This is a genomic window from Conchiformibius steedae (assembly GCF_014054725.1).
Lineage (GTDB): Bacteria > Pseudomonadota > Gammaproteobacteria > Burkholderiales > Neisseriaceae > Conchiformibius > Conchiformibius steedae.
Genome location: NZ_CP059563.1, coordinates 1259207 through 1276664, shown reverse-complemented (window position 1 = coordinate 1276664; position 17458 = coordinate 1259207). Strand labels below are relative to the sequence as shown.

General features: G+C 51.8%; 18 protein-coding genes. 5 read left to right on the top strand and 13 right to left on the bottom strand.

The window, feature by feature from the left end; genetic code table 11:
- From holA to trpS, 3 genes are all read left to right on the top strand, one after another.
- Positions 1-1011 (top strand): DNA polymerase III subunit delta, encoded by a 1011-nt coding sequence (gene holA / locus H3L98_RS06820; RefSeq protein ID WP_027021343.1) that lies wholly within the window; start codon positions 1-3, stop codon positions 1009-1011.
- Positions 1012-1060: 49 nt separating this feature from the next.
- Positions 1061-1480, top strand: coding sequence for a hypothetical protein (locus tag H3L98_RS06815; RefSeq protein ID WP_027021342.1), 420 nt, complete (start codon positions 1061-1063; stop codon positions 1478-1480).
- Positions 1481-1551: 71 nt separating this feature from the next.
- Complete coding sequence (gene trpS / locus H3L98_RS06810) at positions 1552-2559, top strand: tryptophan--tRNA ligase (protein WP_027021341.1); 1008 nt, start codon at positions 1552-1554, stop codon at positions 2557-2559.
- A gap of 60 nt (positions 2560-2619) precedes the next feature.
- Here the strand turns inward: trpS and H3L98_RS06805 are convergent, their stop codons facing one another.
- The 3 genes from H3L98_RS06805 to H3L98_RS06795 form a co-directional block, all read right to left on the bottom strand.
- Positions 2620-5085 (bottom strand): heavy metal translocating P-type ATPase, encoded by a 2466-nt coding sequence (locus H3L98_RS06805; RefSeq protein WP_027021340.1) that lies wholly within the window; start codon positions 5083-5085, stop codon positions 2620-2622.
- 132 nt (positions 5086-5217) lie between these two features.
- Positions 5218-6291 carry a prephenate dehydratase gene (pheA, locus tag H3L98_RS06800; RefSeq protein WP_027021339.1) on the bottom strand — a complete coding sequence of 358 codons (1074 nt, stop codon included), beginning with the start codon at positions 6289-6291 and terminating at the stop codon, positions 5218-5220.
- Between the two features lie 48 nt (positions 6292-6339).
- Positions 6340-6882 carry a hypothetical protein gene (locus H3L98_RS06795; RefSeq protein ID WP_156932204.1) on the bottom strand — a complete coding sequence of 181 codons (543 nt, stop codon included), beginning with the start codon at positions 6880-6882 and terminating at the stop codon, positions 6340-6342.
- Positions 6883-6955: 73 nt separating this feature from the next.
- On the opposite strand from H3L98_RS06795, the gene hscB reads away from it, so the two are divergent.
- Complete coding sequence (gene hscB, locus H3L98_RS06790; RefSeq protein WP_027021338.1) at positions 6956-7456, top strand: Fe-S protein assembly co-chaperone HscB; 501 nt, start codon at positions 6956-6958, stop codon at positions 7454-7456.
- A 79-nt stretch (positions 7457-7535) separates the two neighbouring features.
- On the opposite strand, the gene hscA is transcribed toward hscB, so the two are convergent.
- From hscA to H3L98_RS06740, 10 genes are all read right to left on the bottom strand, one after another.
- Positions 7536-9392, bottom strand: coding sequence for a Fe-S protein assembly chaperone HscA (gene hscA, locus H3L98_RS06785; RefSeq protein WP_027021337.1), 1857 nt, complete (start codon positions 9390-9392; stop codon positions 7536-7538).
- A gap of 152 nt (positions 9393-9544) precedes the next feature.
- A complete protein-coding gene (locus H3L98_RS06780) occupies positions 9545-9967 on the bottom strand; it encodes a F0F1 ATP synthase subunit epsilon (protein WP_027021336.1) in 423 nt (140 codons plus the stop codon).
- Between the two features lie 10 nt (positions 9968-9977).
- Positions 9978-11375 (bottom strand): F0F1 ATP synthase subunit beta, encoded by a 1398-nt coding sequence (gene atpD, locus H3L98_RS06775; RefSeq protein ID WP_027021335.1) that lies wholly within the window; start codon positions 11373-11375, stop codon positions 9978-9980.
- 33 nt (positions 11376-11408) lie between these two features.
- Positions 11409-12287: a F0F1 ATP synthase subunit gamma gene (gene atpG / locus H3L98_RS06770; protein WP_027021334.1), complete on the bottom strand. Its 879-nt coding sequence runs from the start codon at positions 12285-12287 to the stop codon at positions 11409-11411.
- 21 nt (positions 12288-12308) lie between these two features.
- Positions 12309-13856: a F0F1 ATP synthase subunit alpha gene (atpA, locus tag H3L98_RS06765; RefSeq protein WP_027021333.1), complete on the bottom strand. Its 1548-nt coding sequence runs from the start codon at positions 13854-13856 to the stop codon at positions 12309-12311.
- Between the two features lie 10 nt (positions 13857-13866).
- The gene (locus tag H3L98_RS06760) at positions 13867-14412 is read right to left on the bottom strand and encodes a F0F1 ATP synthase subunit delta (RefSeq protein ID WP_027021332.1); all 546 of its coding nucleotides are present in this window, start codon (positions 14410-14412) and stop codon (positions 13867-13869) included.
- A 4-nt stretch (positions 14413-14416) separates the two neighbouring features.
- Entirely contained in the window at positions 14417-14887 is a 471-nt protein-coding gene (locus H3L98_RS06755) for a F0F1 ATP synthase subunit B (protein WP_027021331.1), read from the bottom strand.
- Positions 14888-14945: 58 nt separating this feature from the next.
- Positions 14946-15173: a F0F1 ATP synthase subunit C gene (atpE, locus tag H3L98_RS06750; protein WP_027009047.1), complete on the bottom strand. Its 228-nt coding sequence runs from the start codon at positions 15171-15173 to the stop codon at positions 14946-14948.
- Between the two features lie 49 nt (positions 15174-15222).
- Entirely contained in the window at positions 15223-16104 is an 882-nt protein-coding gene (gene atpB, locus H3L98_RS06745) for a F0F1 ATP synthase subunit A (protein WP_027021330.1), read from the bottom strand.
- On the bottom strand, positions 16094-16489 hold the full coding sequence (locus H3L98_RS06740; protein WP_124793863.1) for an ATP F0F1 synthase subunit I: 396 nt from the start codon (positions 16487-16489) through the stop codon (positions 16094-16096). The genes atpB and H3L98_RS06740 overlap by 11 nt, the downstream gene beginning before the upstream one ends.
- A 202-nt stretch (positions 16490-16691) precedes the next feature.
- Between H3L98_RS06740 and H3L98_RS06735 the strand changes: the two genes are divergently transcribed.
- Positions 16692-17420: a YebC/PmpR family DNA-binding transcriptional regulator gene (locus tag H3L98_RS06735; RefSeq protein ID WP_027021328.1), complete on the top strand. Its 729-nt coding sequence runs from the start codon at positions 16692-16694 to the stop codon at positions 17418-17420.
- Positions 17421-17458 lie beyond the last annotated feature (38 nt).

Here is a 17458-nt window from a genome sequence, read left to right as displayed (position 1 = left end):
ATGCCGCACGCCGCCGCCGACCGTTTTACCGCTGCCTTGCACGCGCCTTTGCAAGCTGTGTATGTGCTGCACGGCGAAGAAGAATTATTGCGTTTGGAAGCCTTGGACGCGCTGCGTGCAGCAGCAGCGGCGCAGGGTTTTCACGAACGCAAACGCTTGTTGGCAGAAGGCACAACATTTGATTGGTCGGCTTTGGCAGCAGAACGGCAAAGCACAGGTTTGTTTGCCGAAAAAAAATGGTTAGAAATCCATGTCCCCAGTGGCAAAGTCGGCAAAAACGGCGGCGATGCCTTGGCAGAATGGGCGACCCATCCGCCTGATAATACTGCCACGGTGGTCGTCCTCCCCAAACTGGAACGCGCCCAAAGCCAAAGCAAATGGTTTGCCGTGTTAAGCAAACACGCTTTAACTTATGAATGCAAAGCCGTTACCCCCGCGCAACTGCCCGCATGGATACGCGCCCGCTTGCAACGTTACGGCTTAAACGCCGAAAGCGAAGCCGCTGCCCTAATCGCGCAACGGGTGGAAGGCAATCTGCTCGCTGCCAAACAGGAAATCGACAAGCTGGCTTTGCTGTATCCGCAAGGGCATTTGCTAACCGAAGCCGAAGCCGCCGATACGGTGGCAGACGTGGCGCGGTTTGATGCCTTTCAACTGGCGGCGGCGTGGATGTATGGCGACAGCACCCGACTGATGCGGCTGTTGGACAACCTGTCGGCAGCCGAAAACGACCCCGTGTTGCCACTGTGGGCGTTGGCAGACGACATCCGCACCCTGTTGCGTTTGAGTGCCGCACAAAAACAAGGCAAATCCGCCGCCGCCCTGCGCCAAGAATTGCGCCTGTGGAACGGCAAAGACCGCGCCGCCGAAGCCGCCCTGCGCCGTCTGACCCCCGCCCGTTTAACCGCTGCCCTAATTGAATGCGCCCGCACCGACCGTCAAATCAAAGGCGCGGAAGCAGGCGACGCATGGGCATCGTTCAAACGGCTGATTATCGGGCTGTCTGCCTAAACGCTACACCCCCATTCCCCTACCCTATGATTTTACAAGGAGTTCCCCTATGGACAGAAAACGCGCCATTCTGATTTGGATTGCCATGGCAGCCACCATCGCCCTCACTGCCTACCTGCTCAACGCCCCGTGGTGGCTGGCACTGATTATCGGTGTCGGTGCCGTTGCCGCACTGGTGGGCGGTGCCACAGGCGCGATGTATTGGAAACAGAAAAAACTCATCGCCAGCGCCGCCAAATTCAATATTGATTTAAAAAACGGCAAACTGCATCCCGCCGATTTGCGCCGCATGTATTTCAGCGGCGGACAAGCGCGTAAAGATGCCCTGCTGATTGCCAGCCAAGCCATGCAGTGTTCCGTACAGGAAGCCGAAAAACGCCTGAGCGAACGCCCCAACAAACAAGCCGCCAATCAGCAGATGGCACAACAGCAAAGCGGTGGCAAACGCCGCAATCCGCGCCCGCGCTAATTGATGTTTGTGCTGTCTGAAAATGCCGATTATTTTCAGACAGCCGCCCAACCCTTTAAGGAAACCCATTTATGACCGCACAACGCGTCCTAACAGGCATTACCACCACCGGCACGCCCCACTTGGGCAACTATGTCGGTGCCATCCGCCCCGCCATCCGCGCCGCCGCCACCCGCCCCGACAGCGAATCCTATTTCTTTCTGGCAGACTACCACGGCATCATCAAATGCCGCGACCCCCAACAAATCCACGAATCCACCCGCGCCATCGCCGCCACATGGCTTGCCTGCGGTTTAGACCCCGAGCGCACCGTGTTTTACCGCCAGTCCGACATCCCCGAAATCCTAGAATTAAACTGGATTTTAAGCTGCATGACCGCCAAAGGACTGATGAACCGCGCTCACGCCTACAAATCCGCCGTAGACAACAACCTTGCCGCAGGCAACGATGCCGATTATCAAGTGGATATGGGTTTGTACAGCTATCCCGTGCTGATGACCGCCGACATCCTCATGTTTAACGCCCACAGCGTACCCGTGGGGCGCGACCAAATCCAACACATTGAAATGGCGCAGGATATCGCCCAACGCTTTAACCACCATTACGGCGAAACCTTTGTCCTGCCACAAGCCGAAATCGATGAAAACGTACAGCTTTTAGTCGGTTTGGACGGGCGCAAAATGTCCAAAAGCTATGGCAACACCATTGCCCTGTTTCAAACGCCCAAGCAACGCCAAAAAGCTGTCAATAAAATCCTGACCAATATGAAAGAACCGGGCGAACCCAAAGGCACGGACGAAAGCCCCTTGTTTGCCATTTACCAAGCCTTTGCCACACCAGCAGAAACCGCCGCGTTTGCCGATGCTTTGGCACAAGGTTTGGCATGGGGAGAAGCCAAAAAAATGCTTTCTGCCAAAATCGGCGAAGAATTAGACCCGTTTACCGAAAAATACGAACATTTGCTCGCCCATCCGCAGCAAATTGAAGATATTTTGCAAGCTGGCGCAGCCAAGGCGCGTGTACAGGCACGCGCATTATTGGATAAGGCACGCTATGCGGTAGGGATTCGCTCTTTGTAATCATTGGCTGATTAACAATAAAAAACGCGCAAGATTTAAATATCTTGCGCGTTTTATTTTTCAAGTGTTTTTTCCGCCTTTACGCAAACGCAGCGCGTTCCACACCACCAGCAGCGAGCTGGCACTCATGCCCAAGGCTGCACCCCACGGTTTGACCCAACCGCACACCGCCAACGGCACAACCAGCAGGTTATACGCCGTAGCCCACCACAGGTTTTGACGGATAATGCGTTGTGTGCGTTGCGCCTGATGCAGCAATTGTGGCAGCAGCGACAAATCGTCTTGCAACAACAGCACATCTGCACCGTCACGGGCAACATCGGCGCTGCCTGCCACCGCCACGGAAACATCTGCCACCGCCAACACGGGGGCATCGTTAATGCCATCGCCCAACATCAGCACCCGTTTTTCTTGCGCTTGCAAATCATGCACATAAGCGAGTTTATCTTCGGGTGTGGCTTCGGCGCGGAATGCGCCCATGCCTGTTTGTTCGGCAGCGGCGGCGACAGCGGCTCTGCGGTCGCCACTCAATAAATGGGTGTGCAAACCTTGTGCGTGCAGTTGCGCCAATACGCTTTCGGCATCGCTGCGGATTTGGTCTTCCAGAACGAACATTGCCTGCCATTGCCCGTCTTTGCTTAAAAATATGGCAGTACCGCTTTCATCAGCTTGCTGCCATGCGGCGGGCAAGGGGATTTGCGCGACAAAATCGGCACGCCCTAAATGCCATTGGTTTTCTTCGCCCTGAATCTGCAAACGCGCCGATACGCCATAACCGACACGGTTTTGTACGCTGCCATTAACGTTTACGGTGCAAGCGGGTGCGGGCAACAGGGCAAAGGCGCGGGCAATGGGGTGTTCGGAATGTTGTTCCAAGGCTTGCGCGGCGGCGGTGGCAAGGTTGGCATTGGCGGATTCGGCAAAATGGCTTTCGGTAATGCGGAAAGCGGCGCGAGTGAGCGTGCCTGTTTTGTCAAACACCACATCGGTGATGGCGGGCAAGGTTTCCAAAACGTGTCCGCGTGTAAGCAAAACGCCGCTTTTTGCCAAACGCGCGGTGGAAGCCGCCAACGCCGCAGGGGTCGCCAAAGACAAGGCGCAAGGGCAGGTAATCACCAGCAGCGATACAGTTACCCACAACGCTGTTCCTGCATCGGCATACCACCACCAGCCCAAAAAAGTGGGAACCGCCATCACAATCAAACTCAAGGTAAACCCTGAAGCGTAACGTTGTGCCATTTCCGCCAAACGCGGTTTTTGCGATAAGGCGCGGTCAAGCAGGCGCACAATATGCGCCAAACGGGTGTGCGCGCCCGTTTGTTCGGCGCGGACAATCAGTTCGGCGGCGGTGTTGAGTGTGCCTGCGGTAACTTTGTCGCCCGTGCGTTTGGCAACAGGCAGGTTTTCGCCCGTGAGCATGGCTTCATCGGTTTCGCTTTCGCCCGCCAACACTTCGCCATCTACGGGAACAGTTTCGCCTGCGCGTATCAGCAGAATGTCGCCACTTTGCAGGGCAGCAACAGCGGCTTCTTCACTGCGGCGGCTGTGCGGATAGTCGGGCAAACGGTGGCAGAACGCAGGCACAAGGCGCACCAAACGCTCGGCGGCATCGCCTGCTTTGTGGCGGGTGCTTTGTTCCATAAAACGCCCCACCAGCAAAAAAAACACAAACATGGCAAGGCTTTCAAAATACATGCCCTGCCCCGCCTGACTGAACAGCGCATACACCCCCGCTGCAAAAGTCAGCGTTAATGCCAATGCCACAGGCGTGTCCATGCCCGAACGGCGGTTTTTCAAATCGCGCCACGCGCCTTGGTAAAACGGCGTGGCAGCGTAAAACATGGCGGGCAACACCATCACAAACGCGCCCCAATGCAACACCTGCACAAAGGAAGTTTCAATGTTTTCATCTAAATAAGTGGGCAACGCCAACATCATGGTCTGCATGGACGCCAAACCCGCCACCGCAATCCGAATCAGCATGCCGCGCCGCTGTTTTTGCGCGGCGGTGTCGCGTTTTTCGGCATCGTAAGGCTCGGCGCTGTAACCTGTTTCGCGCACCGCCAGCATCACTTGCGACAACTTCAGTACGTCATCATTCCACACCACGCGGGCGCGTCCGCTGCCGTAATTCAATTCCACTTTTTCCATGCCCGACAAACGCAGCAGTTTTTGCTCAATCAGCCACGCACAGGCAGCGCAAGTCATGCCGCCGAACATCAGCACCGCTTCACGGCATTGGTCGGGGCGCGTGGCGACAAATCCCTGTTGCACTTCGGGCAAATCGTATAGTTTCAGCTGTTCCAGCAATTCGGGTGGCGGCAAAGCGACTTGTTGCGCCTGTGCGGTACGGTGACGGTAATAATTGTCCAAACCCGCATCAATAATACTTTGCGCCACCGCCTGACACCCCGCGCAACACACCCGCCGCGGCTGCGATTGGTAGGTAACGCTTAAATCAAGCTGCTCTGGCACGGGCAAGCCGCAGTGAAAACAAGAATCGTGGTCGGTCATGGCGGAACACATCGGATAGGAAAAAGTCAAAAGAAGATGCCCGCACACAGCGGTACGGGCAATATTGTACGCCAACACAGCGCGAATACGCATCACAACACGCCTATCGCCCCCGTATGGATTTTTGATGTGCTTGTTAAAAGCCTAAATCACCGCCGCAGGATACGAACCCGATACCTTCACAAACGCCGCCCGTTCGCGCAAACCGTCTAAAGCAGTCTGCACCGCCGCATCGTCAATATGTCCTTCAATATCCACAAAAAACAAATATTCCCACAAACCGTTGCGGCTGGGGCGGCTTTCAAATTTCGTCATAGAAATCCCCGCACGGGTAAACGGCTCAATCAAACGGTTCAGCGTACCCGCCTTATTGGGCGCACTCACCACCAGCGAAGTTTTATCGCGCCCGCTTGGGGCGGTTTGCTGCTGACCCAACACCAAAAAACGGGTAGTGTTATCGGGTTCGTCTTCAATATTTTCCGCCAATTTGTTTAAAGCATAAATTTCCGCTGCCGTTTGCCCCGCAATTGCCGCTGCTGATGGCTGCTGTGCTGCCAACCGCGCCGCTTCCGCATTGCTCGACACCGCCACACGGCGCACCGTATCGGGCAAATATTTCCCCAACCAATGATGACACTGCGCCAACGCCTGCGCGTGCGCGTACACCACTTCCAAACCGTCCAAATCCGTGCTTTGGCGCAACAAATGATGATGAATCCGCAGCACCACTTCCCCACAAGCATACAAAGGCGTGGACACCAGCAAATCCAAAGTTCGCCCTACCGAACCTTCAGTAGAATTCTCAACAGGCGCAACCGCATAATCTGCCTGCCTTGCTTCCACCAAACGCAGACTTTCATCTACTGTGGCACACGCCACTGTGTGCGCCGCATGTCCAAAATGCTTGACTGCTGCCTGCTGGGTAAACGTTCCCTGTGGACCCAAATAAGCAATCGTTAGCGGACGTTCCACCGCCAAACATTCGCTCATTACCTCGCGGAATAAACGCGCCACCGCTTCATCGGGCAAAGGTCCGCTGTTTAAATCTTGAATCCGCCGCAACACCTGCGCCTCACGTTCGGGACGGTACACCACTCCCGTGCCTTTCAGTTCGCCAATGGCACGGGCGTGAGTGGCACGGCGGTTAAGCAATTGCAAAATTTCGCCGTCAATCGCATCAATGGCTTGGCGGTGCGGCAGCAGTTTTTCATCAGACATGGCGGGTACTCGCTTTAAAATCGGTTAATCGGGCTGAATCACGGCATTTTAACGTATTTTACCCCTACCGTATGTTCGCAGCTTACCCAAAAAAGGACGCTCACGCCACGACAAGGAAAGCAACGAAAAATCATTCGGATTAATCAGGTTTTCACCCCCAAAACACAGCTCTATTTGACTTACAGGTAAATACAAAACAATCCAATCACTTACACCACGATACTTTTCAAAATCAATATCGTTTTGGTTTAATTCATATATCACTTTTTGCAAAGTCAAATTTGCCGCATCATTCAAAATCCATGCATCCAAATCCAAAGCCACCCCGCCACTTAATTTACAACCATCTGTTTTATTTTGAAAACAATCGGTGTATATCATATTTAAACGCCCATCTGCAAAGTGAAATTCCCAATCGCCATAACGCCAAATATCGTTTTTCCGATAACGAAACGCACTTTCATCATACCAATCGGGGTCTGGAAAATTCGCCAAAATCCATTCCTGCGTTTGCCCCAATTCCAAAAAATCAAACTTGCCCGTTAGAAAAAAATTCCGTATATCTATTTGAATTTTTTTAGATAATTTCATATATTTCCGCCTTTGGTTGTCAGTATGGCACATCCGTTTTATGATACCGTTTTTTCAAATATCGGAAAACACCATGCCCTGCCCTTTTACCCTGTTCGGATTGCCCGAACAATTCCCTTTAGACGAAACCGCATTAGACACCCGCTACCGCGAACTGGCAGCGCAATTCCACCCCGACCGTGCCGCCGCCGCTTCCGCTTTTGAACAAAAACAAGCCGTGATGATGAGTGCCGCCGTGAATGAAGCCTACCGCGTATTGCGTCATCCGCTGGAACGCGCCGCCTATCTACTGCAAAAACAGAACATTGATGCCGATGCCCCCGAACACACCCATTTTGCCCCCGAATTTTTAATGCAGCAAATGGCATGGCGCGAACAGCTTGCCGAAGCAGACGACAGCGCAGCCATTCAAGCGTTACAGGCAGAAATCGCCGCTGCCTACCATGAATTATTGGCACAACTGCATAGCGCATTTGCAGCGGAACAATACGAAGCCGCCGCGCAACTGCTGCGGCAAGGACGTTTTTTAGACAAAATGCTTAAAGAAATCAAAAATACACTACCTGACAGTTAAAATGCTTGATTCCAAAAATAAATAAACAGGCAAACACCAATTATTTAATGTTTGCCTGTTTTGACAGTTCATCAATACTTTATAACTCGCCAATCGCCTTGCCCTGCAAAGCGCGTTGGATATTGCGGTCCATACGGCGGGCAGCGAAGGTATCAGTTGCCTGTACCAATACCTGCGTTTGCGCCCGCAACACATCGGCAGCGGCTTCAGGCAAGGCGTTTTCCAGCGCATCCAAATGGCGGTTGACTTCAGCAAGCTCTTGTTCGTTCAACAAATCCGCATCCAAAGCCAAAGCCCCGTGCACCGCTGCCAGCAAACCTTCGGCTTCTACCTGCGCTTCGGCACGGGCGCGCGCAGCGGCATCGTCTTTGGCGTGCGACAGGCTGTCTTGCAGCATCTGCGTAATCGCGGCATCGTCCAGTCCGTAAGACGGTTTCACTTCAATTTGTGCCTGTACGCCCGTGGTTTGCTCACGCGCCGATACCGACAACAAACCGTCTGCATCTACTTGAAAGGTAATCCGAATCCGCGCCGCGCCCGCCACCATCGGCGGAATACCGCGCAAGGTAAATTTCGCCAGACTGCGGCAATCTGCCACCAATTCGCGCTCGCCCTGCACCACATGCACAGTCATGGCGGTTTGTCCGTCTTTAAATGTGGTAAATTCTTGCGCCCGCGCCGTGGGTAAGGTGCTGTTGCGCGGGATAATGCGCTCTGCCAAACCGCCATAGGTTTCCAATCCCAGCGACAGCGGGGTAACGTCCAACAACAACCATTCGTCTTCGCGCTTATTGCCTGCCAACACATCTGCCTGCATCGCTGCGCCCAAAGCAACCACTTGGTCGGGATTGAGATTGGTCAGCGGGGTTTGCCCGAAAAAGGTGGCAACGGCTTGGCGGACGTGTAACATCCGTGTCGCTCCACCCACCAAAATCACGCCTTTAATATCCGCTTTGGACACATCGGCATCTTTTAATGCCTGCTTAACGGGTTCAATGGTTTTCGCAACCAGATGTTGGGTCATCGCGTGAAATTCGCTGCGGCTGATGCGGGCTTCCAACAATGTGCCGTCGTGCAATTCGGCGCGAACGGTGGTTTCATCGGCTTCGCTCAAGGTTTCTTTGGCTTGGCGTGCCAAACCCATCAGCAATTGCACATCGCCGTCATCGGTTAGGGAAAGATTTTTGGATTCCAGCAGGTGGCAGAACAAACGGTGGTCAAAATCGTCGCCACCCAATGCGGAATGTCCGTTGGTGGCTTTGACTTCAAACAAGCCTTTGGACAATTTCAGCACCGATACGTCAAACGTGCCACCGCCCAAATCGTACACCACAAACGTGCCTTCAGACGCATTGTCCAAACCATAGGCGATGGCGGCGGCAGTGGGTTCGTTAAGCAGGCGCAAAACATTGATGCTCGCCAAACGCGCCGCGTCTTTGGTGGCTTGGCGTTGCGCGTCATCAAAATAAGCGGGAACAGTAATCACCGCACCCACCAAATTACCGCCCAACGCAGCTTCGGCACGTTCACGCAAACTGTCTAAAATGGCAGCAGACACTTCAATCGGGGTTTTGATGCCGTGGCGGGTGTGAATGCCGATAATCTGCTCGGACGGGCTGAAACGGTAAGGCAGATGGGCAGTATCAATATCGTCCAAACTACGCCCAATCAAGCGTTTGGCAGAGCTAATGGTGTGGGCGGGGTCGCGCTTTTGCATCGCCAACGCCGCTGCGCCCACCACGGTTTCGCCGTTTTCAGCATAACGCACCACCGAAGGCAGTGAAACTGCGCCCTCTGCATCCGCCAAACACACGGCAGAACCACTTTTTACCGTTGCCACCAAACTGTTGGTTGTTCCCAAATCAATGCCCACAGCCAAACGGTGCTGGTGCGGTGCAGCCGCCATACCGGGTTCGGCGATTTGCAAAAGTGCCATAATTTCCTCAAAACATCATTTAAAGCAGCGATATTTTAACATTGTTGAGTGGATTTGTCGGGTTTACCCCGTGTTGAAAATCCTGCCGATTAGCAATAACAAATGCCGCCCTGTATCACAGGGCGGCGGTTTGATGCTTGGCATTTGCAAAATTAAATTCTGCGTTTAGACAAGTATTCCAAAGTTTTCAGTTCGGCGATAGCGGCAGCCAAAGCAGCTTGTGCGCGGGCGCGTGACTCATCGTCTTTCGCTTGCGAAATAGATGCTTCCGCTGCTTTTTTGGCTTCTTCGGCGCGCTGCTGGTCGATTTCGGCACTGCGCACCACCACATCGGCCAACACGGTGATTTTGCTCGGGCATACTTCCAGCACACCGCCGGCAACTGCCACCAATACCTCTTCATCCGAATCGGCAGGGGTCACACGCAAAGCACCTGGGCGCACCAAACTCATAATCGGCTCGTGTCTGGGACAAATCCCCAATTCGCCGTTTACGGTAGGCACAACCACGAACTTTGCCTCACCAGCAAAAATCAGTTCTTCGTTGCTGACCACCTCAACCTGCATGATGCTCATGCCAGCCTCCTTAGCTTAAGGTTTTCGCTTTTTCAACGGCTTCTTCAATGCCGCCGACCATATAGAATGCCTGTTCGGGCAAATGGTCGTACTCTCCGCTCAAAATCGCTTTAAAACCGGCAATGGTGTCACGCAGGGAAACGTATTTACCGGGTGAACCCGTAAACACTTCAGCAACGTGGAAAGGCTGTGACAGGAAGCGTTGGATTTTACGCGCACGCATCACGGTCATTTTGTCTTCGTCAGACAACTCGTCCATACCCAAAATGGCGATAATATCACGCAACTCTTTGTATTTTTGCAAAGTAGATTGCACACCGCGTGCTACATCGTAATGCTCCTGACCCAAAACCATCGGGTCCAGCTGACGTGAAGTGGAATCCAAGGGGTCAACCGCAGGGTAAATACCCAAAGATGCAATATCACGGCTCAATACCACAGTGGCATCCAAGTGGGCAAAAGTGGTCGCAGGCGACGGGTCAGTCAAGTCATCCGCAGGTACATACACTGCCTGAATGGAAGTAATGGAACCGGTTTGCGTAGAAGTAATACGCTCTTGCAAACGACCCATTTCTTCTGCCAGTGTCGGCTGATAACCCACCGCAGAGGGCATGCGTCCCAGCAGCGCCGATACTTCCGTACCCGCCAGCGTATAACGGTAAATATTGTCCACAAAGAACAATACGTCGCGACCTTTGCCGTTTTCGTCTTTTTCATCGCGGAAGTGTTCCGCCATAGACAAACCGGTCAATGCCACGCGCAAACGGTTACCGGGCGGCTCGTTCATCTGACCATACACCATGGCAACTTTATCCAATACATTGGAATCTTTCATCTCGTGATAAAAGTCGTTACCTTCACGGGTACGTTCGCCCACACCTGCAAATACAGACAAACCGCTGTGCGCTTTGGCGATGTTGTTAATCAACTCCATCATGTTTACGGTTTTGCCCACGCCCGCACCGCCGAACAGACCCACTTTACCGCCTTTGGCAAACGGACACAGCAAGTCAATCACTTTAATGCCGGTTTCCAACAGTTCGGTAGCGCTGGACAGTTCGTCAAATTTGGGCGCAGGCTGGTGAATGGCGCGGGTTTGCTCGGCATTGATGGGACCTGCTTCGTCCACAGGGTGTCCCAACACATCCATAATCCGTCCCAAAGTGGCTTTACCCACCGGTACGGTAATCGGCGCACCGGTATTGTTTACCGCCATGCCGCGTTTCAAACCGTCGCTGCTGCCCATGGCAATGGTACGCACCACGCCGTCACCCAGTTGCTGTTGCACTTCTAAAGTCAAATCAACATCAACCAGTTTCAAGGCATCGTAAACACGGGGAATTGCGTTACGCGGAAACTCCACGTCCACAACGGCACCGATAATTTGTACAATCTTACCTTGGCTCATTATCGTATCCTAATTCTGTTTGGCGGACGGGGCTTATACAGCCGCCGCACCCGCCACAATTTCTGACAATTCTGTGGTAATTGCGGCCTGACGTGATTTGTTATACACCAAACGCAATTCTTTGATGGCATTGCCGGCATTGTCGGTTGCCGCTTTCATCGCCACCATCCGCGCCGCCTGCTCGGAAGCCATGTTTTCGCACAAGGCCTGAAACACCACGGATTCCAAATAACGCTTAACCAAATGCTCCAATACTTCCAAGGGGCTGGGTTCGTAATGGTAATCCCAATTGTAGGTTTCATCGCCTGCCATTGGCTCTTCCAATTCAGATTTACCGATGGGCAGCAATACTTCCGAACGCGGTTCCTGCTTCATTGTATTGATAAAGCCGGAATACACCAAATGCACGATATCCAAATCGGCGCTTTCATAGCGTTTAACCACATTGCTGACCGCGCCCAACAGCATGGTCATTTTTGGCGTATCGCCCAAATTCACCACGCTGGCAACCACATTCAAACCGACACGCTGACAGGCAGCCAGGCCTTTTCCGCCCAAGCAAACCACTTCCACTTCCACGCCTTGGCTTTGATAAGCCTGAACCTGCATGAAAAACTTCTTCAGCAAATTGGCGTTCAAACCGCCGCACAAGCCTTTATCCGTGGTAATCAGGATAAAGCCTGCGCGTTTCACTTCATCACGGCGCTGCAGAATCGGCAGACCGTGATATTCGTTGGTTTTTGCCAAGTGGTTCATAACCAAACGGACTTTTTCCGCATACGGTCTTGCCAAACGCATCCGGTCCTGAGTCTTGCGCATTTTGGAAGTGGATACCATCTGCATCGCTTTAGTGATCTTTTGGGTATTTTGAACACTGCGGATTTTGGTCAGAATCTCTTTTCCTACTGCCATTTCAGACTCCTTCTTTCCTGCTTATGATGCGTAGTTGGAAGAAGCCTTAAAGGTCTTCATGGCATCGGTCAGCACTTTTTCGTTTTCGTCCGACAAAGCACCTGAAGCGTTTACCGCGTCCAGCAAATCGCTGTGCTGGGTACGTACAAACGACAGGAAATCCGCTTCAAATGCCAAAGCTTTGGCAACAGGCACATCGGCATAAGAACCGTTGTTAATCGCCCACAGGGTCAAAGCCATTTCAGCGGTATTCAAGGTATTGAACTGCTTTTGTTTCATCAGTTCAGTAACCACTTCACCATGTTGCAGCTGCTTGCGGGTAGCTTCGTCCAAATCGGAAGCAAATTGCGAAAACGCTGCCAATTCACGGTATTGTGCCAATGCCAAACGGATACCGCCGCCCAATTTTTTGATGACTTTGGTTTGTGCCGCACCACCTACGCGCGATACCGAAATACCCGCGTTAATCGCAGGACGGATGCCCGAATTGAACAAGTCGGTTTCCAAGAAAATCTGACCGTCGGTAATAGAAATCACGTTGGTAGGTACGAATGCAGATACGTCACCCGCTTGGGTTTCAATAATCGGCAGTGCAGTCAGTGAGCCTGTTTTGCCTTTTACTTCGCCATTGGTCAATTTTTCCACTTCATCGGCATTGATGCGTGCTGCACGTTCCAGCAGGCGTGAGTGCAAGTAGAATACGTCACCTGGGTAGGCTTCACGACCGGGGGGGCGGCGCAACAGCAGAGAAATTTGACGGTAAGCTACGGCTTGTTTAGACAAATCGTCATACACAATCAGGGCATCTTCGCCGCGGTCGCGGAAGTATTCACCCATGGTGCAGCCTGAATAGGGGGCAATAAATTGCAGAGCAGCTGCTTCAGATGCGGTTGCCGCCACCACAATGGTATGCTCCATTGCACCGTGTTCTTCCAGCTTGCGAACCACGTTGGCAATAGAAGACGCTTTTTGACCAATTGCCACATAAATACAGATAACGCCTGTACCTTTTTGATTGACAATCGCATCCAATGCCACAGCGGTTTTACCTGTTTGACGGTCGCCAATAATCAGCTCACGCTGACCACGACCCACAGGTACCATAGAATCAATCGCTTTAATACCCGTTTGCATCGGCTGGTCAACCGATTGACGCGCAATCACACCGGGGGCAATTTTTTCAATCGGGGCAGTTTGGGCAGTGTTAATCGGACCTTTGCCGTCAATGGGCTGACCCAAGGCATTAACCACGCGACCAACCAGCTCACGACCAATCGGCACTTCCAAAATGCGACCCGTACACTTAACTTCGTCGCCTTCTTTAATGTGCTCGTATTCGCCCAGCACCACCGCGCCGACCGAATCGCGTTCCAAGTTCATCGCCAAGCCGAAAGTGTTGCCGGGGAATTCCAGCATTTCGCCTTGCATCACATCTGACAAACCATATACGCGGACGATACCATCGGTTACTGAAATCACCGTGCCACGAGTACGCACTTCGGGGGCAGTGTTCAGTTTTTCAATTTTGGCTTTCAGCAAATCACTGATTTCAGCAGGATTAAGCTGCATGAAAACTCTCCTAATTTGTCATCGCCGTGTACAGGCGGTTTAGTTTCGCCTGCACCGACAGATCCAATACCTGATCGCCTACTTCCACTTTCACACCGCCAATCAATTCGGGATCGGTTTGAAAAGATGCTTGCAAACGGGTATTGAAATATTGTTCCAAGTCACTGACAATTTTTGCCTGCTCTTTGGCAGCCACATCGTAAGCAGTATAAATAACCGCTTTTTCGACATGATTTTGCATCAAAACCAAATTTTGATACTGCGCGTAAATTTCAGGCAGAACGGTCAGCCGCTTTTCCTGCGCCAACACCTGCACAAAGTTGCCGAATTCGGCACTCTTGACCGCATCGGGGCAATCAAGCAGCGCCGTTAATTCGTTCGCTTTTTGTGCGGCATCGGTATCAACCCGACCGAGCAAACCGCTTACTTGCGGCTGCTGTACCAGCCAAGCCAACTGCGCAAGACCGCCCAACCAGCATTCAGTTTGCTGCTTTTGTTCAGCCAGCTCAAACAATGCTTTGGCATACGGGCGCGCAACGGTTGCGAACTCAATCATAAGCTTACAGCTCCTGTTTCAAGGCACTGAGCATTTTGGCGTGCTGTTTTTGGTCCACTTCGCGGCGCAAAATAGATTCTGCACCTTTTACCGCCAAAGCAGCTACTTGCTCACGCAATGCTTCACGGGCGCGGTTTACCTCTTGCTCAACATCGGCTTTGGCTTGTGCCGCGATACGGGCGGCTTCACTTGTGGCTTGGTCTTTAGCCTCTTCCACAATTTGTGCCGCGCGTTTTTCCGCATTGGCTACCATTTCGGCAACCTGAGTGCGCCCTTCCGCCAAGAGTTCTGCAACTTTCTTCTCTGCCTGCTCAAAATCACTTTTTCCGCGCTCGGCAGCCGCCAAACCTTCGGCAATTTTGTCGGCACGCTCGTCCAGCTTCTGCATAATGGGCGGCCAAACGTGTTTGACCACAAACCACACCAAAATGCCGAAGACAATGACTTGTGCAATTAAGGTTGCATTTAAATTCACTTTACTTAACCTTCGTATCAGGGTTAATCAAATCCGCCTTGTCAATTCAAAACGGATATTAGCCACCGAACGGATTAACAAATGCAAACAACAGGGCAATTGCCACGCCAATCAGGAACGCGGCGTCAATCAGACCGGCAATCAGGAACAATTTGGTTTGCAACGGACCAATCAATTCGGGTTGGCGTGCAGAAGATTCCAGATATTTAGAACCTACCATGGCGATGCCGATAGAAGCGCCCAAAGCACCCAAAGCAACAATCAAACCACATGCAATTGCGATCATGTTAAAACTCCTTGAAAAAAGTGAAAAAGAGAGGTGGAAAAAACTTTAATTAGTGGTGGTCATGTGCTTGACCAATGTACACAAAAGCCAATGCCATGAAAATAAATGCCTGCAAGGTAATAATCAGAATATGGAAGATTGCCCACGCCGCACCTGCCAAAATATGGAAGATAAACATAATCGGGTCAAGCAAATCAGGTGCATACCAAGTGGTTGCCCACGCACCGCCCAACAAGGCAATCAGCAGGAATACCAGTTCGCCCGCATACATATTGCCGAACAACCGCATACCGTGCGAAACGGTTTTGGACAAGAATTCCAGAACATTCAGAATAAAGTTAATCGGATACAAAAAGATTTTGTTACCGAAAGGCGCGGTAAACATTTCGTGCATCCAGCCGCCGAAACCTTTGATTTTTACGCTGTACACAATACAGGTAATCAATACGCCAATGGCAAGTGCCAAAGAAATATTCAAATCAGCAGTGGGTACGACACGCATCAGTGCATGGTGTTCGCCCGTCATGCCCTGCCAAATGCGCGGAATCAAATCCACAGGCAGCAAGTCCATGGCGTTCATCAGGAAAATAGAAACAAACAACGCCAAACCCAAAGGGGCAACCACTTTGCGCGATTCTTCGTTGCTGATAATGCTTTTACACATATCGTTAACAAATTCAATCAGCAACTCAAAAGCAGCCTGCGCCCGCCCCGGTACGCCTGCGGTAGCAGTATTTGCCGCACGCCATAAGAAAAAGCAGCCAATGGCACTTAATACGACTGAGAAAAACAGCGCATCCAAATTCACAAATGAAAAATCGGCAATGTTTCTCAAACCCTGTCCTTGGGTTACATCCACCACGCTGGTAAGGCTTTGCAAGTGGTGTTTGATGTAATCCGCTGCAGTAACTGTTTCTGCTTCACCCGCCATAACGATTAACCTTTAGAAAAATTAAAAAAACCAAATGACTGACCGTCAATAATCCAATCAGGAACGCCATAAAGTTGCGTCCGTTTTGCAATTCAGGATACAGCAACACGCACAACACCAGCAAAATGGCAGAAAACACGGTTTTGATGCCCGAAGAGCCGATAAACGCTGCGCCCACCAACATGGGGCGCGATGACGACCATTTCAGCAGCAGCGCCGCCGCCAAAGTGGGAATAATATAGCACGCGCCACCCAAAATCATTGACACGGCATTTGCCGCACCAAAACACACATAGGAAACCGCCGCCAAGACGGCAAGCGATGCGGTTTGCACGGCAACAATTCTTAACACGATGGCTACACTGCGTTTCAAAAGTTGGCGCAAATATAATCAAGCCTTGCTGTTTCGTCAAGGAAATTTGTTAATCTTTGTGAAATAAAAGTAAATAAATTTTACGCTTAACTTTGTTTTCAAAAGGTTAAATTTTTCGTCTGCGTAAACGGGGCAAATACGCGGCAACAGCGGAACAAAAAGCAATTTGTGTTAAAATCCACACCTGTTTTTTGTTTGTAGAAAAGGAAAAATCATGGCTGGACACAGTAAGTGGGCGAATATCCAACACAAGAAAGCCCGCGCCGATGCCAAGCGCGGTAAAATTTTTACCAAGCTGATTAAAGAAATTACCGTTGCCGCCAAGCTGGGCGGCGGCGACCCTGCGTCCAATCCGCGCCTGCGTTTGGCAATGGACAAGGCTTGGGACGCGAATATGCCCAAAGACAATGTGCAACGCGCCATTGACAAAGGCACGGGCAATTTGGAAGGCGTGGATTATGTAGAACTGCGCTATGAAGGCTACGGCATTGGCGGCGCGGCGTTGATGGTGGACTGTATGACCGACAACAAAACCCGCACTGTGGCTGATGTACGCCATGCGTTTAATAAAAACGGTGGCAATTTGGGTACGGACGGCTGTGTGGCGTTTAACTTTGTGCATCAGGGCTATTTGGTGTTTGCCAATGCCGATGAAGATGCACTGATGGAAGCGGCTTTGGAAGCGGGCGCGGAAGACGTGTTGTCCGCCGATGAAGACGGCATGATTGAAGTGATTACCGCCCCTGCTGATTGGGCGCAAGTCAAAGCCAAGCTGGAAGAAGCAGGCTTTAAATCAGAAGACGGCGATGTGACCATGCGCGCGCAAAACGAAACCGTGTTAAGCGGCGAAGATGCCGAAAAAATGCAAAAGCTGATTGACGCTTTGGAAGATTTGGACGACGTGCAAAACGTGTACACTTCTGCTGTGTTGCAGTTGGATTAAACTCCGATTCAATAAACGCAGACCCAACCCAGCCCCCA

What these genes read in the sequence shown, in the direction of transcription:
- holA (WP_027021343.1), top strand. Translation starts at nt 1, where the DNA reads ATGCCGCACGCCGCCGCCGACCGTTTTACCGCTGCCTTGCACGCGCCT.
- H3L98_RS06815 (WP_027021342.1), top strand. Translation starts at nt 1,061, where the DNA reads ATGGACAGAAAACGCGCCATTCTGATTTGGATTGCCATGGCAGCCACC.
- trpS (WP_027021341.1), top strand. Translation starts at nt 1,552, where the DNA reads ATGACCGCACAACGCGTCCTAACAGGCATTACCACCACCGGCACGCCC.
- H3L98_RS06805 (WP_027021340.1), bottom strand. Translation starts at nt 5,085, where the DNA reads ATGTGTTCCGCCATGACCGACCACGATTCTTGTTTTCACTGCGGCTTG.
- pheA (WP_027021339.1), bottom strand. Translation starts at nt 6,291, where the DNA reads ATGTCTGATGAAAAACTGCTGCCGCACCGCCAAGCCATTGATGCGATT.
- H3L98_RS06795 (WP_156932204.1), bottom strand. Translation starts at nt 6,882, where the DNA reads ATGAAATTATCTAAAAAAATTCAAATAGATATACGGAATTTTTTTCTA.
- hscB (WP_027021338.1), top strand. Translation starts at nt 6,956, where the DNA reads ATGCCCTGCCCTTTTACCCTGTTCGGATTGCCCGAACAATTCCCTTTA.
- hscA (WP_027021337.1), bottom strand. Translation starts at nt 9,392, where the DNA reads ATGGCACTTTTGCAAATCGCCGAACCCGGTATGGCGGCTGCACCGCAC.
- H3L98_RS06780 (WP_027021336.1), bottom strand. Translation starts at nt 9,967, where the DNA reads ATGAGCATCATGCAGGTTGAGGTGGTCAGCAACGAAGAACTGATTTTT.
- atpD (WP_027021335.1), bottom strand. Translation starts at nt 11,375, where the DNA reads ATGAGCCAAGGTAAGATTGTACAAATTATCGGTGCCGTTGTGGACGTG.
- atpG (WP_027021334.1), bottom strand. Translation starts at nt 12,287, where the DNA reads ATGGCAGTAGGAAAAGAGATTCTGACCAAAATCCGCAGTGTTCAAAAT.
- atpA (WP_027021333.1), bottom strand. Translation starts at nt 13,856, where the DNA reads ATGCAGCTTAATCCTGCTGAAATCAGTGATTTGCTGAAAGCCAAAATT.
- H3L98_RS06760 (WP_027021332.1), bottom strand. Translation starts at nt 14,412, where the DNA reads ATGATTGAGTTCGCAACCGTTGCGCGCCCGTATGCCAAAGCATTGTTT.
- atpE (WP_027009047.1), bottom strand. Translation starts at nt 15,173, where the DNA reads ATGATCGCAATTGCATGTGGTTTGATTGTTGCTTTGGGTGCTTTGGGC.
- atpB (WP_027021330.1), bottom strand. Translation starts at nt 16,104, where the DNA reads ATGGCGGGTGAAGCAGAAACAGTTACTGCAGCGGATTACATCAAACAC.
- H3L98_RS06735 (WP_027021328.1), top strand. Translation starts at nt 16,692, where the DNA reads ATGGCTGGACACAGTAAGTGGGCGAATATCCAACACAAGAAAGCCCGC.